We start from the raw sequence: 15685 nt of genomic DNA on the forward strand, positions 1-15685 counted from the left end.
GTCCTAGGCGTTTTCCGGCGCGTAGGTGAAGGTCCACGTCTCGGTCAGGGCGCGCTCGCCCGCCTTCAGGAAGGCGCGCAGCTCCATCGCGCGGCCGGTGTCCGCCTGCACGTCGATGCCGACGCGGAAGCCGCCGATGCGCGGGTTCGGCGTCACGAAGGCGCCGCCGATGCGGCCCGAGGACGACGAGGGCGCCACCTGCACCCGCGACGGGTCGTTCAGGTAGTAGGGAAGATCGCCGCCGGCGAAGTCGATGATGAAGCGCTGGGCCCCCGGCGGAACCGGCTCGGCCGAGCCGAGAGCCGCGGCGCGCGTCGGATAGGTGTTCACGGCGCGCCCGCCCGGATGCATCCGGCCGTCCGAGGACAACGACTTCAGCCGGTACCCGTAGACCCGCTCCTGACCCGCCTCGACCGGCTCGTTCGACACCCAGAAGGCGACGATGTTGTCGTTGGTCTCGTCATCGGTCGGCAGTTCCACCAGCTCCACGCGGCCGGCGCCCCAACCCTCGCGGGGCTCAACCCAGTAGCTCGGACGAAGCTGATAGGCGAGGTCGAGATCCTGATAGTGCTCGAACAGCCGATCGCGCTGCATAAGCCCGAAGCCGCGCGGATTGGCGTCGAGGAAGGACGAGATCTGCGGCGTCTTCGGGTTGCGCAGCGGGCGCCACACCCACTCGCCTCCGCCGGTCTGAAGCAGCAGGCCGTCCGAATCGTGCAGTTCGGGGCGGAAGTCGTTGAAGTGGCGGCGCTGGTTCTCGCCGTAGAAGAACATCGAGGTCAGCGGCGCGATGCCGAGCTTGGCGATCGGCTTGCGGGCGATCAGCGTCGCGGTGACGTCCACCACGGTGTCGACGTCGGGGTAGACGACGAAACGGTAGGCGCCGGCGAGCGACGGGCCGTCCAGCAGCGCGTAGATCGTCGCGCGATCGGCGTTCGCTCCTGGCATCTCGACCCAGAATTCGCGGAAGTCCGGGAACTCCTCGGCGTTCGGGCCGCCGCTGTCGATCGCCACCCCGCGCGCCGAGATGCCGTAGACCTGATTGCGGCCGAGCACGCGGAAGTAGCTCGCGCCGATGAAGGAGATCAGCTCGTCGAACACCCGGGGATCGTTCAGTGGGTAGTGCAGGCGGAAGCCGGCGAAGCCGAGGTCGACCGGCAGCGGGCGGTCGAACTTGTTGCCGCCGTAGTCGAACAGGGAGCCGGAATAGGGCGCGGGCGTCGCGATGCCGTCCCGCACCACGTTCACCACCACGGGACGTCGATAGAGGAAGCCCGGGTGGAAGAACTGCATTCGGAACGGACCGCCGCCCGCCGCGAACAGGGCGCGGTCGGGCCGGAAGCGGATGTCGCGGTACTGATCGAAGGTGAGGTTGCGCAACCCCTCCGGCAGCTCGCGCGCGGACGGATCGTAGGGCTGGCGGGCCAGATCCCGCGCCCGGCGGACGACGTCCTCATAGCCGAAGGCGGGCTGCGGCGACGGCTGGGCGACGGCCTTGGTGGTCGCGAAGGCGGCCGCCGCGCCGCCGAGAACGAGCGCGCCGCGGCGCGTGAAGGCAAGGCGATCGGTCATCGTACGCTGCAAACAGATTGAGGCGGGGAGCTCGACCGAGCCGTAGGACGATCGCGCGGCGTCTGCAAGATGGCGCGCTAGCCGGCCCCCGCCGCCTCGCGCTCGCGGAAGGCGCGACGGGCGCTCTCAACCTCAGCGTAATGCGCTTCCGCCCAGATCCAAACCCCGCAGAACGCCGCGCCGAGACTGCGGCCGAGCTCTGTGAGGGCGTAGTCCACGTGCGGCGGCACCACGGGATGCACGGTCCGCGTCAGCAGGCCGTCCCGCTCCATCTGGCGCACCGTCTTGGTCAGCATCTTCTGGCTGATGCCTCCGACCGCGCGGGCGATCTCGGTGAAGCGCAGCACGCCGCCCTCCTCCAGCGTCTCGAGCACCAGCATGGTCCACTTGTCCGCGACCTGCCCGATGACGTCGTTCACCAGCGCCTCGATCGCGGGATCGACGGTCTGGGGCGGCGGGTGGCGACGCTTCGCCTCGATCGAGGGGTCCTCGGCGAACCGCTTCATCCTCACGCTCTCCTTTCGGTAACTATGGAACTTTCGGGAGCGTACTTCCCATCGGAGAGCTTCAATTTATCCTTCCGGTCGTCGAACAACAAGGAACGACGATTATGGACATCGGCAACGCCACCATCCTCATCACCGGCGGCGGTTCCGGCATCGGCCGGGGCCTCGCGGAAGCCTTCCACGCGGCGGGCTCCAAGGTCATCGTCACCGGACGCCGGCAGGCCGCGCTGGACGCCGTCACGGCGGCCAACCCCGGCATGGCGTCGATGGTTCTCGACGTGACCGACGCGGCCGCCATTCCGGCCTTCGCCGAACGGCTGATCGCCGAACATCCCGCCCTCGACGCCGTCCTCAACAACGCCGGGATCATGGTCCCGGAGGACGTGCCCGCCGGCGGCCATCTGGAGACGGCGGAGCAGACGGTCGCGACCAATCTGCTCGGGCCGATCCGGCTGACGGCGGCGCTGCTGCCGCATCTGCTGACCCGCCAGCGCGCCACGGTGCTGACCGTGTCGTCGGGCCTCGCCTTCGTGCCGCTCGCGCTGACCCCGACCTATTCGGCGACAAAGGCGGCGATCCACGCCTACTCGGTCGCGCTGCGGCGCCAGTTGCGGGACACGCCGGTCAAGGTCGTGGAGATCGCGCCGCCCTACGTGCAGACCACGCTCATGGGCGAGGCCCAGGCCTCCGATCCGAACGCCATGCCGCTCGATGAATTCCTTGCGGAGACCATGAGCCTGCTCGCGCAGCCCGACGCGACGGAGATCGTGGTGGAGCGCTGCAAGCCCCTGCGCTTCGCGGCCGAACGCGGCGAGATGGCCGCCACCTTCGAGGCCCTGAACAAGCTTCACTGAACCGGCGCGCGGTCTCCGCGGAAGCGGTTCCGGCGAAACCAGATTCCCTCAAAAATATTCGCCGTCGCGGGCTGAAAGTTTTTCTTGAATGCGACGGCGAACACCCTTATGTCCAGCGCTGCCCAATGAACGCGTGCCTGTGTCGTGTGTCGGGTTGGCGGGAACTCCCCGCCGGGCAACCCGATGGCCGGAAATCCCAACCGGCTCTAAGTCGCCTCTCCGGCGGCGGACGCGACGTGAAGCAACGACGTAGAGGGCTTTTTTGGTCTCTGCCGGCTGTCCAAACGCCGGGGTCACTGAAGAGGCGACTACTTCCTTGCCGGGCGTGCGGGTCTCCGGGTTTTCCCCAAGTCCCAAGCGTGGCGCCGACCTTGCCGAGACGGTTCGCACCGTCGCGACGGTCGTCGTGACTACGGCGTGATCGAACGGCCGGGCTCCTGACGGAGCCGGCCGCGGGATGCTGACGACGACCGAGGCGCGTCTCCAACGCGCGCTCCGGGCGATCGGCGTCCCTCAACCGTCACTCTGAACTTGCGTTGGGAACCCGCCATGGCCTCTCACCTCGCCGCCCTCGACAACGACCGCATCCGCCGTTTCCTCGCGGAGAAGAACTCGTCCGAGCCGATCCTCGTGGTCGACAGCGAGATCGTGCGCGACAACTACGCGAAGATCGCGCACGCGCTGCCGGACACGCGGGTGTTCTATGCGGTGAAGGCCAACCCGGCGCCTGAGATCCTCAGCCTGCTGGCGGAGCTCGGCTCGTGCTTCGACTGCGCTTCCGTGGTCGAGATCGACATGGCGCTCGCCACCGGCGCGGGCCCCGAGCGCATCTCGTTCGGCAACACCATCAAGAAGGAGCGCGACGTCGCCGCCGCCTACGCTCGCGGCGTGCGCCTGTTCGCGGTCGACTGCCGCGAGGAGGTCGAGAAGGTCGCGCGCCAGGCGCCCGGCTCGCGCGTGTTCTGCCGCATCCTGGCCGACGGCGCCGGCGCCGAGTGGCCGCTGTCGCGCAAGTTCGGCTGCGTTCCGGAGATGGCCGTCGGCGTGCTCGAGCACGCCCATCGCCTCGGCCTGACCGCCTATGGCGTGTCGTTCCACGTCGGCTCGCAGCAGAACAACGTCGGCGCCTGGGACTCCGCGCTCGCCTCGGCCTCGCAGATCTTCCGCGACTGCGCCGAGCGCGGCATCACGCTGTCGATGGTCAACCTCGGCGGCGGGTTCCCGACCCGCTACCTCAAGGACATCCCGGCGGTCGAGGCCTATGGCGAGGCGATCTTCGAGGGCCTGCGCGCGCATTTCGGCAACCGCATCCCGGAGACGATCATCGAGCCGGGCCGCGGCATGGTCGGCAACGCCGGCGTGATCGAGGCCGAGGTGGTGCTGGTGTCGAAGAAGTCCGAGGCGGCCGACGAGCTGCGCTGGGTCTACCTCGACATCGGCAAGTTCGGCGGTCTCGCCGAGACCATGGACGAGGCGATCCGCTACCCGATCCGCACCGCGCGGGACGGCGACGCGATGAGCCCGTGCGTGCTCGCCGGCCCGACCTGCGATTCGGCCGACGTGATGTACGAGAAGGCGCCCTACGCGCTGCCCGTGAGCCTCGAGATCGGCGACAAGGTGCTGATCGAGGCGACCGGCGCCTACACCACGACTTACGCCGCGGTCGCGTTCAACGGCTTCGCGCCGCTCGCCTCCGTCGTCATCTGACCGCCCAGGTCGTCTAACCCCTTCAGGAGGGTTTCATGGCCGTCATTCTGGACGAGGGCCCGGCTGACGCCGGCGCCCGCGAGGCCCTGCTCGACCGCGCCTTCGGCCCGGCCCGCTTCGCCAAGACCTGCGAGCGGCTGCGCGAAGGCCGGCTGCCGGCGCGGGGGCTCGCGCTCAAGGCCGTCGACGCGTCCGGCCGCATGGTCGGCACGCTGCGCTTCTGGCATGTCGCCGCGGGCGACCGCGCCGCGCTGATGCTCGGCCCGCTCGCGGTGGAGCGGGACGCGCGCGAGGAGGGAGTCGGCTCCGCGCTGATGCGCGAAGGGCTCGCCCGCGCCGCGTCGCTCGGCCATGACGCGGTCGTGCTGGTCGGCGACGCGCCCTACTACGCCCGCTTCGGCTTCGCGGCCGAGGCGGCCGAAGGCCTGAGCCTGCCCGGCCCGGTGGAGCGCGCGCGCTTCCTCGCGCTCGAACTGCAGGCCGGCGCCCTCGACGGCGCGAGCGGCATGGTGCGCGCCACCGGCGCGATCGCCCTGCCGCGCCGCGCGGCCGTGGTCGCCGCTCCGAAACGGGCCGCCTGAGAAAGGCGCCCGTCCCAACCCCTCGCCCGATACGATTGACGGCGAGGACGCCGGCGAGCCGCGTCGCGAAGACCGGCTTCGGCCAAGCGCCTGACGCCCCGCCTCACCGCGGGGCGTCAGGCGCAGGCGGCGGCGGAGCCGGCGGATGGTACTGGAACAGCCAGGTCTCGGTCAGCACCCGGTCCCCGACCTTGAGGTAGCAGCGCATCTCGACCGGATCGGAGCCTTCCGCCGTCAGGTCGAACTGCGCGCGCCAGTGGCCCGCGACGTCGCTCGGCACCGCCTCCGCGTAGACATAGGAGAACGTGCCGCGCGAGGCCGACAGCACCGGCTCGACGGTCTGGCCGTAGGGAATGTCGGCGAGCGGCCCGCCCAGGAACTCGACCATGAACTTGCGCACGCCCTGCGGGCGCGGCAGGCCCGGCTGGCCGCCGCGGCCGAGCCGCGTCGCGACCACCCGGCCGAGCGGGGTCGGATAGGGCTCCTCGTCTTGCCAATAGAGCTTGTAGGCGAGCGAGACCGTCTTGCCCGCCTTGGCAGGCTCCGCCGGAATCCAGTAGGCGACCACGTTGTCGTGGATCTCGTCGTCGGTCGGCAGCTCCACGAGCTGCACCGCGCCCTTGCCCCAGTCGCCGACCGGCTCGATCCAGGTCGACGGCCGATCCTCGTACTTCACGCCGTCCTGGTAGTGGTCGAACACCCGGTCGCGCTGCAGCAGGCCGAAGCCCCGCGGGCGCTCGTCGGAGAAGGTCGAGGTCATGATGCGCGGCGGATTGTTCAGCGGCCGCCAGATGCGCTCGCCGGAGCCGGTCCACATCGCGAGGCCGTCGGAATCGTGCACCTCCGGCCTCCAGTCGATCAGCTCCGGCTTCGCCGTCTCGGAGTACCAGTACATCGAGGTCAGCGCCGCGAGCCCCAGCCGCGGAAGGTCCCTGCGCATTGTGCAGGCGGCTTCGATCTCCATCAGCGTGCCTTGCGGCGTGCGGCGGATCAGGAAGCGGTAGGCGCCCGCGAGCGAGGGCCCGTCGAGCAGCGCGTAGACCGTGACGGGCTCGCCGTCGGCCTTGGCCGGCTCGAACCAGAACGAGGTGAAATCGGGAAACTCCTCGGCCGCGCCAGGCTCCGGAAACAGCGCGACGCCGCGGGCCGACATACCGACCTGTCCGAGGCCGCCGATCGCGCGGAAGTAGGAGGCGCCGAGGAAGGTCGCGAACGGCTCGCGCGTCTTCCAGTCGCCCTTGTCGGTGACCTCGTTCTTGGCCTCGCGCACCCAGAAGCCCGCATAGGCGGACGGCTGCGGGGGCAGCCCCTTCGCGACGTGGTCCGCCGGCATGTCGAAATAGGCCGGATCGTAGAGGATCTCGCGCGACTGGCCGTCGGCGACGGCGTGCATGCGCACCGTCTTCGGGAAGAACTGCCCGACATGCATGAAGGTGATGGGATAGGCGCCGGGCGACTTGCCGTAGAGCGCGTGATCCGGATTGAACTTCAGCTTGCCGTGCGCGTCGTAGTCGATCTTGCGCACAATCTCGGGGTTCGGCCGTGGCGGCTCGGCGTAGGGCTTGGAGGCCTTGTCGAGCGCGAGCTTCTTGAGGCCGTCGTAGGAGAACGGCTCGGCGGGACCGAACTTGAGGTCGTCGACGCCGCCCGCGCCTTGCGCGAAGGCCTCCGCCCCGAAGGCGACGGCGGCTTGCGCGGCGAGCCCGATCTTCAGCAGAACGCGGCGGTCGAGGAGAATGTCGGAGGTTTCGCGGGACGGCACGTGGGGGACGCTCATCGACGGAGACGGGGCCAAACGACGACCCGCAACGGTCCCGCCCAAGGCGGACCGCACGGCCGCGCCGCGCGATCCTTGTCCGTCAGGAGGTCCCGTCCGCGGTCGTCGCGGACAAGACATAGAGCGCCGTTTGCGTCCGGTCGATGACCTCGAAGGTCAAGCCGGCGCGATCATGAGGAGGGTGTAACGGCGGAAGGTCCGATCAGCGGCCGTAGGCGGAGTGGTGCGGCGCATCCGACGACTTGGTCACCGCTTCGGCGGGCGACAGCGGCAGCGCCGCCACGCCGACCACTACGGACAGGATCGAGGCGAAAAAGATCACGACACGCATGGACTGAGTTCCGGAATGGGGCTCGCGGGCGACGAGATTGCCGAGGGAGGCTTAACGATCCGATATTGAACGCCGAAGTCGTCAAACCGTTTCACCGCGCCCGCGGGGAATTCGCCTGCTGCCGTCCGGCGGTCAAGGCGTCCGGCCGGGTCGTACGGGTTGCGCACAGGGCCGGCCGCGCATAGGCGCCGCCCTGTGGCGCCCGCGCTACGCCCTTCGCCCGCGGCTCTGCGGCGTCCAGCGCGCCAGCCGCAGCGCGTTCAGCACCACGCTCGCCGAGGACAGCGCCATCGCGCCGCCGGCGAGCGCGGGCGACAGCAGCCCGAACGCCGCGAGCGGTAGGCCGATCAGATTGTAGGCGAACGCCCAGACCAGATTCTGCCGGATGGTCGCGACCGTGCGGCGCGCGAGCCGCAGCGCCGCCGGGACGAGCAGAGGATCGGGGCGCAGCAGGGCGACGCCCGCGGTCTCGAGCGCGACGTCGGCGCCGCCGCCCATGGCGATGCCGAGATCGGCCGCGGCGAGCGCGGGAGCGTCGTTGACGCCGTCGCCCACCATCGCGACGCGGCGGCCCTCGGCCTGCAGCCGCGCGATCGCGGCGAGCTTGTCCGCCGGCCTCGCCCCGGCCTCGACCCGCTCGACGCCGACGGCGCGCGCGACCGGCGCGGCGGCCTCCGCCGAATCACCCGTCAGCATGATCACCTCGACGCCGTCGTCGCGGAGCTGGCCGACCGCCTCCGCAGCCCCCGGACGGGGCGCGTCGGCGAAGGCCAGCACCCCGCGCGGCCGCCGCCCCTCCGACACCGCGACCACCGTGCGGCCCAGCGCCGCGTGGCGCGCCATCAGCGCCTCGATCGGCGCGGTGTGGACGTCGTTCTGGGCCAGCAGCCGGACGCCGCCGACGGCGACCCGCGCGCCGTCGACCTCGCCGACGACCCCGTCGCCCGGCCGCGCCTCGACGTTCGACGCGCGCGGGATGGCGAGCCCCTGCCCCTCGGCGGCTTCGACCACCGCGCCCGCAAGCGGATGCTCCGAACCGCGCTCGACGGCGGCGGCGAGCGCCAGCAGCTTCGGCCCGTCGCCGTCGATCGCCTCGACCGCCACCAGCGCCGGCCGTCCGGCGGTCAACGTCCCGGTCTTGTCGAAGGCGACGGCGTCGACGCGCGCCGCCCGCTCCAGCGCCTCGATGTCGCGCACCAGCACGCCGGCCCGGGCGCCGGCGCCTGCGCCTGCGACCAGCGCCGCCGGCGTCGCGAGGCCAAGCGCGCAGGGGCAGGCGATGACGAGCACCGCGATCGCCGCGCTAAGCGCGACGCCGGCCCCGGCGCCCGTGAGCAGCCAGCCTACGAAGGTCACGACGGCGAGCGCGACGACGACCGGCACGAACACCGCGGTGACGCGATCGACCAGACGCTGCACCGGCGCCTTGGCGAGCTGGGCGCGGGCGACGAGCCGGCCGATCCGCGCGGGCGTCGCGTCCTCACCGACCGCGGTCGCCTCCACCGCCAGGAACCCGGAGCCGTTGAGCGCTCCCGCCGCGACCGCGTCGCCCGCAGCCTTCGGGACCGGCCGGCTTTCGCCGGTGATGAGCTGCTCGTCCGCCTCGCTCCGTCCCTCGCGCACGACGCCGTCGACGGGGAAGCGCTCGCCGGGCCGCACGTTCACGAGGTCGCCGATCGCGATGTCTTCGACCGCGACGTCCTCCTCGCCGCCGTCGGTCCGGGCGCGGCGCGCGCGCGCCGGCGTCAGCTCGCCGAGGGCGGTGAGCGCGGCGCTGGCGCCGGCGGTCGCCCGCGCCTGCATCAGGTTGCCGAGCAGCACGAAGCCGAGCACGGCGACCGCCGCCTCGAAATAGAGCGGGCCGCCGAGCCCGAACGCGACCTGGACCAGGCTCCAGCCGAAGGCGGCGGTCGTGCCGAGCGCGACCAGCACGTCCATGTTGGCGGCCCCGCCCCGCAGCGAGGCGTAGGCGCCGCGGTAGAACCGCGCGCCGACCAGAACCTGCACAGGCGTCGCGAGCGCGAGCTGCGCCCAGCCGGGTATGACGCCGTGGGCGCCGAACGCCATGCCGAGCATCTCGACGAGGAACGGAAGCCCAAGAACGGCGGTCATGGCGAGCAGCAGCAGCGTGCGGCGCTCCTCGGCGCGGCGCGCAAGGCTACGTTCGGCGTCTGCGGCGCGGCGGGCCGCGGCGTCGGCCGGGCGCACATGCGCCTCGTAGCCGGCGCGGCGCACGGCGGCCACCGCCGCCTCGGCGTCGATCCGCCCGGCGAAACGCACGTCGGCGCGCTCCAGCGGCAGGTTCACGCTCGCCGACGCGACGCCCGGCGTCTGGCCGAGCACGCGCTCGACTCGGGTCGCGCAGGCGGCGCAGTGCATGCCCTCGACGTCGAGCACCAGGCTGTCGCCCGGCTGCGGCGCGGGCGTGGAGACATGCGGGCGGGGTTCGGGGCGGTTCATCGGCGGGCGGTCCTCTGCCTCCTTAGATGCTGCGACGACGCGTGGAGAACAAGCGCGCGCTCCCCTTGCCCGCCAGGCCGCGCTGCGGCATCGTCCGCGGCGTCGCATCCGCCGCTGAAGGCGGTTTCCGCCTTCGTTCGCGCGCCTCGCTGGAGGCGCCCTGCGCACGAGGGACCCACACGATCCGTGACGCCGCCAGGCCGACGCCCGCGGCGAGGAGACCGCCCATGTTCCGCCGCTCGTTGCTCGCGCGCCTCGCGCTCGGCCTCACCCTCGCCTTCGGCCCCGTCGCCGCGCTGGCGGACGAAGCCAAGGCCCCCGTGGTCGTGTTCGCCGCCGCCTCGCTGAAGACCGCGCTCGACGCCATCGCGGCCGACTGGACCCGTGAGACCGGCGTCGAGGTCAAGACCAGCTTTGCCGCCTCCTCGGCGCTCGCCAGGCAGATCGAAAACGGCGCGCCCGCCGACCTGTTCATCTCCGCCGACCTCGACTGGATGGACTATGTCGAGGGCAAGGATCTGATCCGGAAGGACAGCCGCGTCACGCTGCTTGGCAACAGCCTCGTGCTCGTGGCCGCGACCGACTGGTCCCGGGGCGATGTGGACCTCAAGCCCGGCGTCGATCTCGCCGCCGTCCTCGGAGACGGCCGCCTCGCCATGGGCGAGGTGAAGTCGGTGCCGGCCGGCAAATACGGCAAGGCGGCGCTGGAGAAGCTCGGCGCCTGGGGCGCGGTCGAGGCCAAGGTCGCCGGCGCGGAGAGCGTGCGCGCGGCGCTCGCGCTCGTCTCCCGCGGCGAGGCCCCGCTCGGCGTCGTCTACAAGACCGACGCCGCCGCCGATCCGAACGTGAAGGTCGTCGGGACCTTCCCGGCCGACAGCCATCCTCCGATCGTCTACCCGGTCGCGCGGCTCAAGGAGTCAAAGAGCCCGAACGCCGCCGCCTTCCTGAACCGCCTGACGGCCGCGCCCGCCCGCGAGGCCTTCGAGGCGCAGGGCTTCGCGGTCGTCGCGCCGCCGTCCGGGAGCTGAGGGCTGGAGACGCTCGGCATAGCGCTCGGCCTGTCCGCGGACGACCTCACGGCCGTCCGCCTCAGCCTGCTGGTCGCGACCGTGGGCGTGACCGCGAGCCTGCCGTTTGCGGTGCTCGCGGCGCTCGCGCTCGCGCGCGGCCGCTTTCCCGGCAAGACGCTGCTCGACGGGCTGATCCACCTGCCGCTGGTGCTGCCGCCGGTCGTCACCGGCTACCTGCTGCTGATCGCCTTCGGGCGCCGCGGGCCAGCCGGGCAGTTTCTGGAAGCCTGTTGCGGGATAACCTTCTCGTTCCGCTGGACCGGCGCCGCGCTCGCCGCCGCCGTGATGGGCTTCCCGCTGATGGTGCGCGCGATCCGGCTCTCGATCGAGGCGGTCGACCGCCGGCTCGAGGACGCGGCGGAGACGCTCGGCTCCAGCCGGATCGGCGCGTTCTTCGCCGTCACGCTGCCGCTCAGCCTGCCGGGCGTACTGGCCGGCGTGGTGCTCGGCTTCGCCAAGGCGCTCGGCGAGTTCGGCGCGACCATCACCTTCGTCTCCAACATTCCGGGCGAAACGCGGACCCTGCCGGCCGAAATTTACACGCTGACGCAGACGCCCGGAGGCGACGCCGCCGCTGGTCGGCTGGTTTTGGTCGCGATCGCTTTGTCGCTCGGGGCGCTGATCGTCTCCGAAATACTTGCGCGGCGTCTGTCGTCGAGGATCTCGGGGTGACGCTCTCCGTCGACATCCGCCGAACGAACGGGGACTTCACGCTCGCGACCGCCTTCGAGGCGCCGCCGGGCGTCACCGCGGTGCTCGGCCGCTCGGGCGCGGGCAAGTCCACGCTGGTCGCGGCCGTCGCAGGGCTGACGCGCCCCGACGCCGGGCGGATCACGCTCGGCGGCGAGAGGCTGTTTGACGCCGCCTCCCGCACGAATCTTGCCCCGCGCAAGCGCCGCGTCGGCGTCGTGTTCCAGGAAAGCCGGCTGTTCCCGCATCTGTCCGTTCGCTCGAATCTTCTGTTCGGGCGCAGGCGGCGGCGCGACGCAGCCGAGCCGTCCTTCGACCAGGTGGTGGAGACGCTCGGCGTCGGCCATCTGCTCGACCGCCGGCCGCGGTCGCTCTCGGGCGGCGAGCGGCAGCGCATCGCGATCGGCCGCGCGCTGCTGTCCGGCCCGCGCGCGCTGCTGTTCGACGAGCCGCTCGCGGCGCTCGACAGCGAGCGCAAGGCCGAGGTGCTGCCCTTCCTCGAGGCCGTAGCGCGCGAGACCGCGCTGCCGGTGCTCTACGTCACCCACGCGCTGGAGGAGGCGCGCCGGCTCGCCGACAGGCTCGTGGTGCTCGAAGGCGGCGCTGTGGTCGCGGCCGGTCCGGTCGAGCAGGCGGTGGCGAAGGCGGGGCTCGCCAGCGCGGGCGATCGCTTCGCGGAGGGCGTCACCGTCGAGGCGCGGATCGCGGAGCTCGACGAGGCCTATGAGCTCACCGGCGTCGCCCTTGGCGCCCATCGCATCTGGGTTCCGGGGCTGATCGGGGCTCCGGGCGACGCGGTGCGGCTGCGGCTGCTCGCGCGCGACGTCGCGCTCGCGCTCGACCCGCCGCAACGCATTTCGACGCGCAACGCGCTCACCGGCCTCGTGCGCTCGGTGCGGCGCACGGGCGGCCCTTACGTGATGGTCGCGGTCGACGTCGGCGGCGCGGTGCTGAAGTCCGAGATCACCGCGCGTTCGGCCGACGAGCTCAGGCTCGCGCCGGGCCGCGTGGTGCATGCGCTCGTCAAGAGCGTCGCGACCGTGCGCGCCTGAGCCTCAGCCGCCGTAGCGCTCGGTGCGGATCACGCTTGCGGCGACGCCGGCGGCGGCGAGCGCGTCGGTCGCCACGTTGACGAAAGCGTTCGATCCGCAGACGAACACATGGGACGGCGGCGCCGGCAACCTGCCGAGCGCAGCCGCGACCACCCCGGCGTCGACGCGGCGGCCGACCTCCCGCGGACCAGGCTCGGGTTCACGCGACAGGGCGAGGGTCAACGCGAGGCCGGTCTCGTCGGCGAGCCGATCCAATTCGGCGCGATAGGGTGCCCCGGCCCGGGTCCTCGCGGCGAGCAGCAGCGCCGCCGGGACGTCGCTCCCCGCCGCCGCGCGATGCCGGACCATCGCCATCAGCGGCGCGACGCCGGAGCCCGCGCCGATCAGCAGCAGCGGGCCGCCGTCCGCGACCGTCCAGATGAAATGCCCGCCGATCGGCCCGCGGATCTCGATCGCGTCGCCGACCTCCGCCACGTCGTGGAAGAACGGCGAGACCTCGCCGTCGTCGAGCCTTTCGATCGCCAGTTCGAGGATTTCTGGCCGTTCCGGCGCGGAGGCGATCGAGTAGCTCCGTCGCGCCTGATAGCCGTCCGGCGCGGTCAGGCGGACGTCGAGATGCTGGCCCGGACGGAACGGGATCGGCCCCTCGGGCTGCAGCGAAAAGGCCGAGACCCGCGGCGTCAGCCGCTCGATCGCGACGATCCGCGCCTCGCGCCAGCTCGAGACGCGCGCCGGTCCCGCGCTCACGGGTCGTCGTGGTAGCGCTGCTCGCGCCAGGGGTCGCCGTACATGTGATAGCCGCGGAGCTCCCAGAAGCCGGCCTCGTCGCGCTCGGTGAACTGCAGCGCGTTCAGCCATTTGGCCGACTTCCAGAGATAGAGGTGCGGCACCAGCAGCCGGGCGGGGCCGCCGTGATCCGGCTCCAGCGGCGCGCCGTCGTACCGGATCGCGATCATGGCCTTGGGCCCGGCGAGATCGGCGGCGGGGACGTTGGTCGAGTAGCCGTCATAGCCGTGGGCGAGGGTGAAGCCGGTGGGCGGCGCGAGGCCGGCGTCGGCGAGCAGGTCGTCGATCGCGACGCCTTCCCAAGCCGTGTCGAGCTTGGACCACGTCGTCACGCAATGGATGTCGGTCGTCAGCCGCGTCATCGGCAGGGTGTTGAACGCCGTCCAGTCCCACGCCTTCACGGTGCGCGGCCCGACCTTCAGGGCGAAGCGCCACGAGGCGAGGTCGATCTTGGGCGTCGGGCCGGCGGAGAGCACGGGGAAGTCGTCGGTCAGCGCCTGGCCTGGCGGCGTCCGGGCCGCCGCATCGGAGGGCGTCCGCCGCCCCGTGAATCCCCGCGTCGCCATGACCGCGCACCCTTTTCATCCGTTCCACGTCGCGAACGATGCGGCCGCCCCGGCGCGATGGCAAGCGGGCTCAGGCACGCGCCGCGGGCTCCACCACCAGCGTCGCGCCCTCGGCCGCGACCACGGCGATCTCGACGCCTGCGGGAAGGTCCGGCCCGCGGACGCGCCAGACGGTGTCGTCGATCCGGACCCGGCCCTCGCCTCCCGCGATCGGCTCGGCCAGCACGAAGCGGCGCCCGACATGGCGCTCCGCGCGCCGGTTGAGCATCGGCCGATCCGAGGCGGCGGCGTTGTCGGGCCGGCCGAGGAACCACCAGCCAACCGCCGCGCCAAGCGCGAAGACCGCGAAGGCCACGACCTCGACCTGCCAGCCGGGGTCGAACACGAAGACGATCGCGCCGACGACGATCGCGGCGAGCCCCAGCCACAGCAGCACGGTTCCCGGCGCCACGAGTTCGACCGCGAGCAGCAGCAGCCCCAGCACGATCCAGCGCCAGAAGCCCATTTCCCCGACGAGCGACAGCAGCATCGGCGTCGGCTCAGACGGTCGGAGGGACGGAGCCGGACGACGGCACGCTGCCGCGGCGGCCGGACGGCTGCGATGCGCGCCGTTCGTCCGCGGCCGCGCCGAACGCGTCGCGGGCGAGCTCCGCGATGCCGCCGATCGAGCCGAGAAGCGCCGTCGCCTCGTAGGGCAGCACGAAGGTCTTCTGGTTGGGCGAGGCGGCCATGGCCTTGAGCGCTTCGACATATTGCTGCGCGACGAAGTAGTTCAGCGCGGCCGTGTCGCCTGCCGCGACCGCCTCGCTGACGAGCGTCGTCGCGGTCGCCTCCGCCTGCGCCGAACGCTCGCGCGCCTCGGCGTCGCGGAACGCGGCCTCCTTGCGGCCCTCCGCCTCCAGAATCTGCGCCTGCTTGGCGCCCTCGGCGACGAGGATCGCGGCGCGCTTCTCGCGCTCGGCCTTCATCTGCCGGCCCATGGCGGTGACGATGTCCGACGGCGGCGTGATGTCCTTGATCTCGATGCGCGTGACCTTGACGCCCCACGGCGACGCCGCCGCGTCGACCACATGCAGCAGCCGGGTGTTGATCTCGTCGCGCTGGCTCAGCATGTGGTCGAGGTCCATGGAGCCCAGCACCGAGCGGATGTTCGTCATGGTCAACGCAAGGATGGCGCGTTCCAGATTGGTCACCTCGTAGGAGGCTTGCGCGGCGTCGATCACCTGGAAAAAGGCCACGCCGTCGACCTGCACGATGGCGTTGTCGCGGCTGATGACGTCCTGCCGCGGGATCTCGAGCACCTGCTCCATCATGTTCATCTTGCGGCCGATCTGGTCGATGAACGGCACGATGATGGTCAGGCCGGGATGCAGGGTGCGCGTGTATTTCTGGAAGCGCTCGACCGTGTAGTTGAAGCCCTGCGGCACCGTCTTCACGCCGGCGAAGATGATGAAGATCGCGAGCGCCGCGACCGCGATCGCGGCGATGTCGAACCCGGACAGCATGCGCTTACTCCCTTCCCATTCCGGCGCGCATGAGGCCCGAGGCGCGCGCGCGACGCAAGCGCCCGCGGGCTTCGACGGTCGCGCCGGCGCCCGGCGACGTCGGAGCGCGCGCAGAACGCAGGTATAGAGCCAGCGTAAATACTTATCGATTGAAAACAAACCCGCGTCCCACACGGCGGACATCGCCTTCACGCATGTTGTCGCGGCGCGACACCTAGCGATTTCTTG

Annotated in this window: 15 protein-coding genes; 6 read left to right on the forward strand and 9 right to left on the reverse strand. The window is 71.7% G+C overall.

Translation table 11 applies throughout. The features are described 5' to 3' along the window. Positions 1–3 precede the first annotated feature (3 nt). Together PKE78_RS10865 and PKE78_RS10870 are read right to left on the reverse strand one after the other, a co-directional pair. Entirely contained in the window at positions 4–1572 is a 1569-nt protein-coding gene (locus PKE78_RS10865; protein ID WP_271200888.1) for an OpgD/OpgG family glucan biosynthesis protein, read from the reverse strand. A gap of 77 nt (positions 1573–1649) precedes the next feature. Next, entirely contained in the window at positions 1650–2078 is a 429-nt protein-coding gene (locus PKE78_RS10870; RefSeq protein WP_271200889.1) for a winged helix-turn-helix transcriptional regulator, read from the reverse strand. 104 nt (positions 2079–2182) lie between these two features. On the opposite strand from PKE78_RS10870, the gene PKE78_RS10875 reads away from it, so the two are divergent. The 3 genes from PKE78_RS10875 to PKE78_RS10885 all read left to right on the forward strand — a co-directional run bounded on the left by PKE78_RS10875 (position 2183) and on the right by PKE78_RS10885 (position 5220). Further along, on the forward strand, positions 2183–2932 hold the full coding sequence (locus tag PKE78_RS10875) for an SDR family oxidoreductase (RefSeq protein ID WP_271200890.1): 750 nt from the start codon (positions 2183–2185) through the stop codon (positions 2930–2932). Positions 2933–3481: 549 nt separating this feature from the next. Beyond that, positions 3482–4639 (forward strand): type III PLP-dependent enzyme, encoded by a 1158-nt coding sequence (locus PKE78_RS10880; protein WP_271200891.1) that lies wholly within the window; start codon positions 3482–3484, stop codon positions 4637–4639. A 35-nt stretch (positions 4640–4674) separates the two neighbouring features. Further along, the gene (locus tag PKE78_RS10885; RefSeq protein ID WP_271200892.1) at positions 4675–5220 is read left to right on the forward strand and encodes a GNAT family N-acetyltransferase; all 546 of its coding nucleotides are present in this window, start codon (positions 4675–4677) and stop codon (positions 5218–5220) included. A 103-nt stretch (positions 5221–5323) separates the two neighbouring features. Here PKE78_RS10885 and PKE78_RS10890 read toward each other — a convergent pair whose 3' ends face one another. The 3 genes from PKE78_RS10890 to PKE78_RS10900 all read right to left on the reverse strand — a co-directional run bounded on the left by PKE78_RS10890 (position 5324) and on the right by PKE78_RS10900 (position 9788). Further along, entirely contained in the window at positions 5324–6997 is a 1674-nt protein-coding gene (locus PKE78_RS10890; RefSeq protein WP_271200893.1) for an OpgD/OpgG family glucan biosynthesis protein, read from the reverse strand. 202 nt (positions 6998–7199) lie between these two features. Continuing rightward, complete coding sequence (locus PKE78_RS10895) at positions 7200–7328, reverse strand: hypothetical protein (protein WP_271200894.1); 129 nt, start codon at positions 7326–7328, stop codon at positions 7200–7202. A gap of 207 nt (positions 7329–7535) precedes the next feature. Beyond that, positions 7536–9788, reverse strand: a complete 2253-nt coding sequence (locus PKE78_RS10900; protein WP_271200895.1) for a heavy metal translocating P-type ATPase — start codon at positions 9786–9788, stop codon at positions 7536–7538. A gap of 227 nt (positions 9789–10015) precedes the next feature. Here PKE78_RS10900 and modA point away from each other — a divergent pair, with 227 nt between their 5' ends. Genes modA through modC form a run of 3 tightly spaced genes read left to right on the forward strand, consistent with a single transcriptional unit; the run spans position 10016 to position 12600 of the window. Then, complete coding sequence (gene modA, locus PKE78_RS10905) at positions 10016–10816, forward strand: molybdate ABC transporter substrate-binding protein (RefSeq protein WP_271200896.1); 801 nt, start codon at positions 10016–10018, stop codon at positions 10814–10816. A gap of 30 nt (positions 10817–10846) precedes the next feature. Next, positions 10847–11530: a molybdate ABC transporter permease subunit gene (modB, locus tag PKE78_RS10910; protein WP_428981263.1), complete on the forward strand. Its 684-nt coding sequence runs from the start codon at positions 10847–10849 to the stop codon at positions 11528–11530. Beyond that, on the forward strand, positions 11527–12600 hold the full coding sequence (gene modC / locus PKE78_RS10915; protein ID WP_271200897.1) for a molybdenum ABC transporter ATP-binding protein: 1074 nt from the start codon (positions 11527–11529) through the stop codon (positions 12598–12600). Before modB ends, modC begins: the two co-directional genes overlap by 4 nt. 3 nt (positions 12601–12603) lie before the next feature. Here modC and PKE78_RS10920 read toward each other — a convergent pair whose 3' ends face one another. From PKE78_RS10920 to PKE78_RS10935, 4 genes are all read right to left on the reverse strand, one after another. Beyond that, a complete protein-coding gene (locus PKE78_RS10920; protein WP_271200898.1) occupies positions 12604–13347 on the reverse strand; it encodes an FAD-binding oxidoreductase in 744 nt (247 codons plus the stop codon). Further along, the gene (locus PKE78_RS10925) at positions 13344–13952 is read right to left on the reverse strand and encodes a sulfite oxidase-like oxidoreductase (RefSeq protein ID WP_271200899.1); all 609 of its coding nucleotides are present in this window, start codon (positions 13950–13952) and stop codon (positions 13344–13346) included. Before PKE78_RS10925 ends, PKE78_RS10920 begins: the two co-directional genes overlap by 4 nt. 70 nt (positions 13953–14022) lie before the next feature. Further along, complete coding sequence (locus tag PKE78_RS10930; protein ID WP_271200900.1) at positions 14023–14481, reverse strand: NfeD family protein; 459 nt, start codon at positions 14479–14481, stop codon at positions 14023–14025. Positions 14482–14491: 10 nt separating this feature from the next. Beyond that, positions 14492–15457, reverse strand: coding sequence for an SPFH domain-containing protein (locus PKE78_RS10935; RefSeq protein WP_271200901.1), 966 nt, complete (start codon positions 15455–15457; stop codon positions 14492–14494). Between the last annotated feature and the right edge of the window lie 228 nt (positions 15458–15685).

The organism is Methylopila turkensis (genome assembly GCF_027922325.1).
In the GTDB taxonomy this organism is placed as follows: Bacteria; Pseudomonadota; Alphaproteobacteria; order Rhizobiales; family Methylopilaceae; genus Methylopila; species Methylopila turkensis.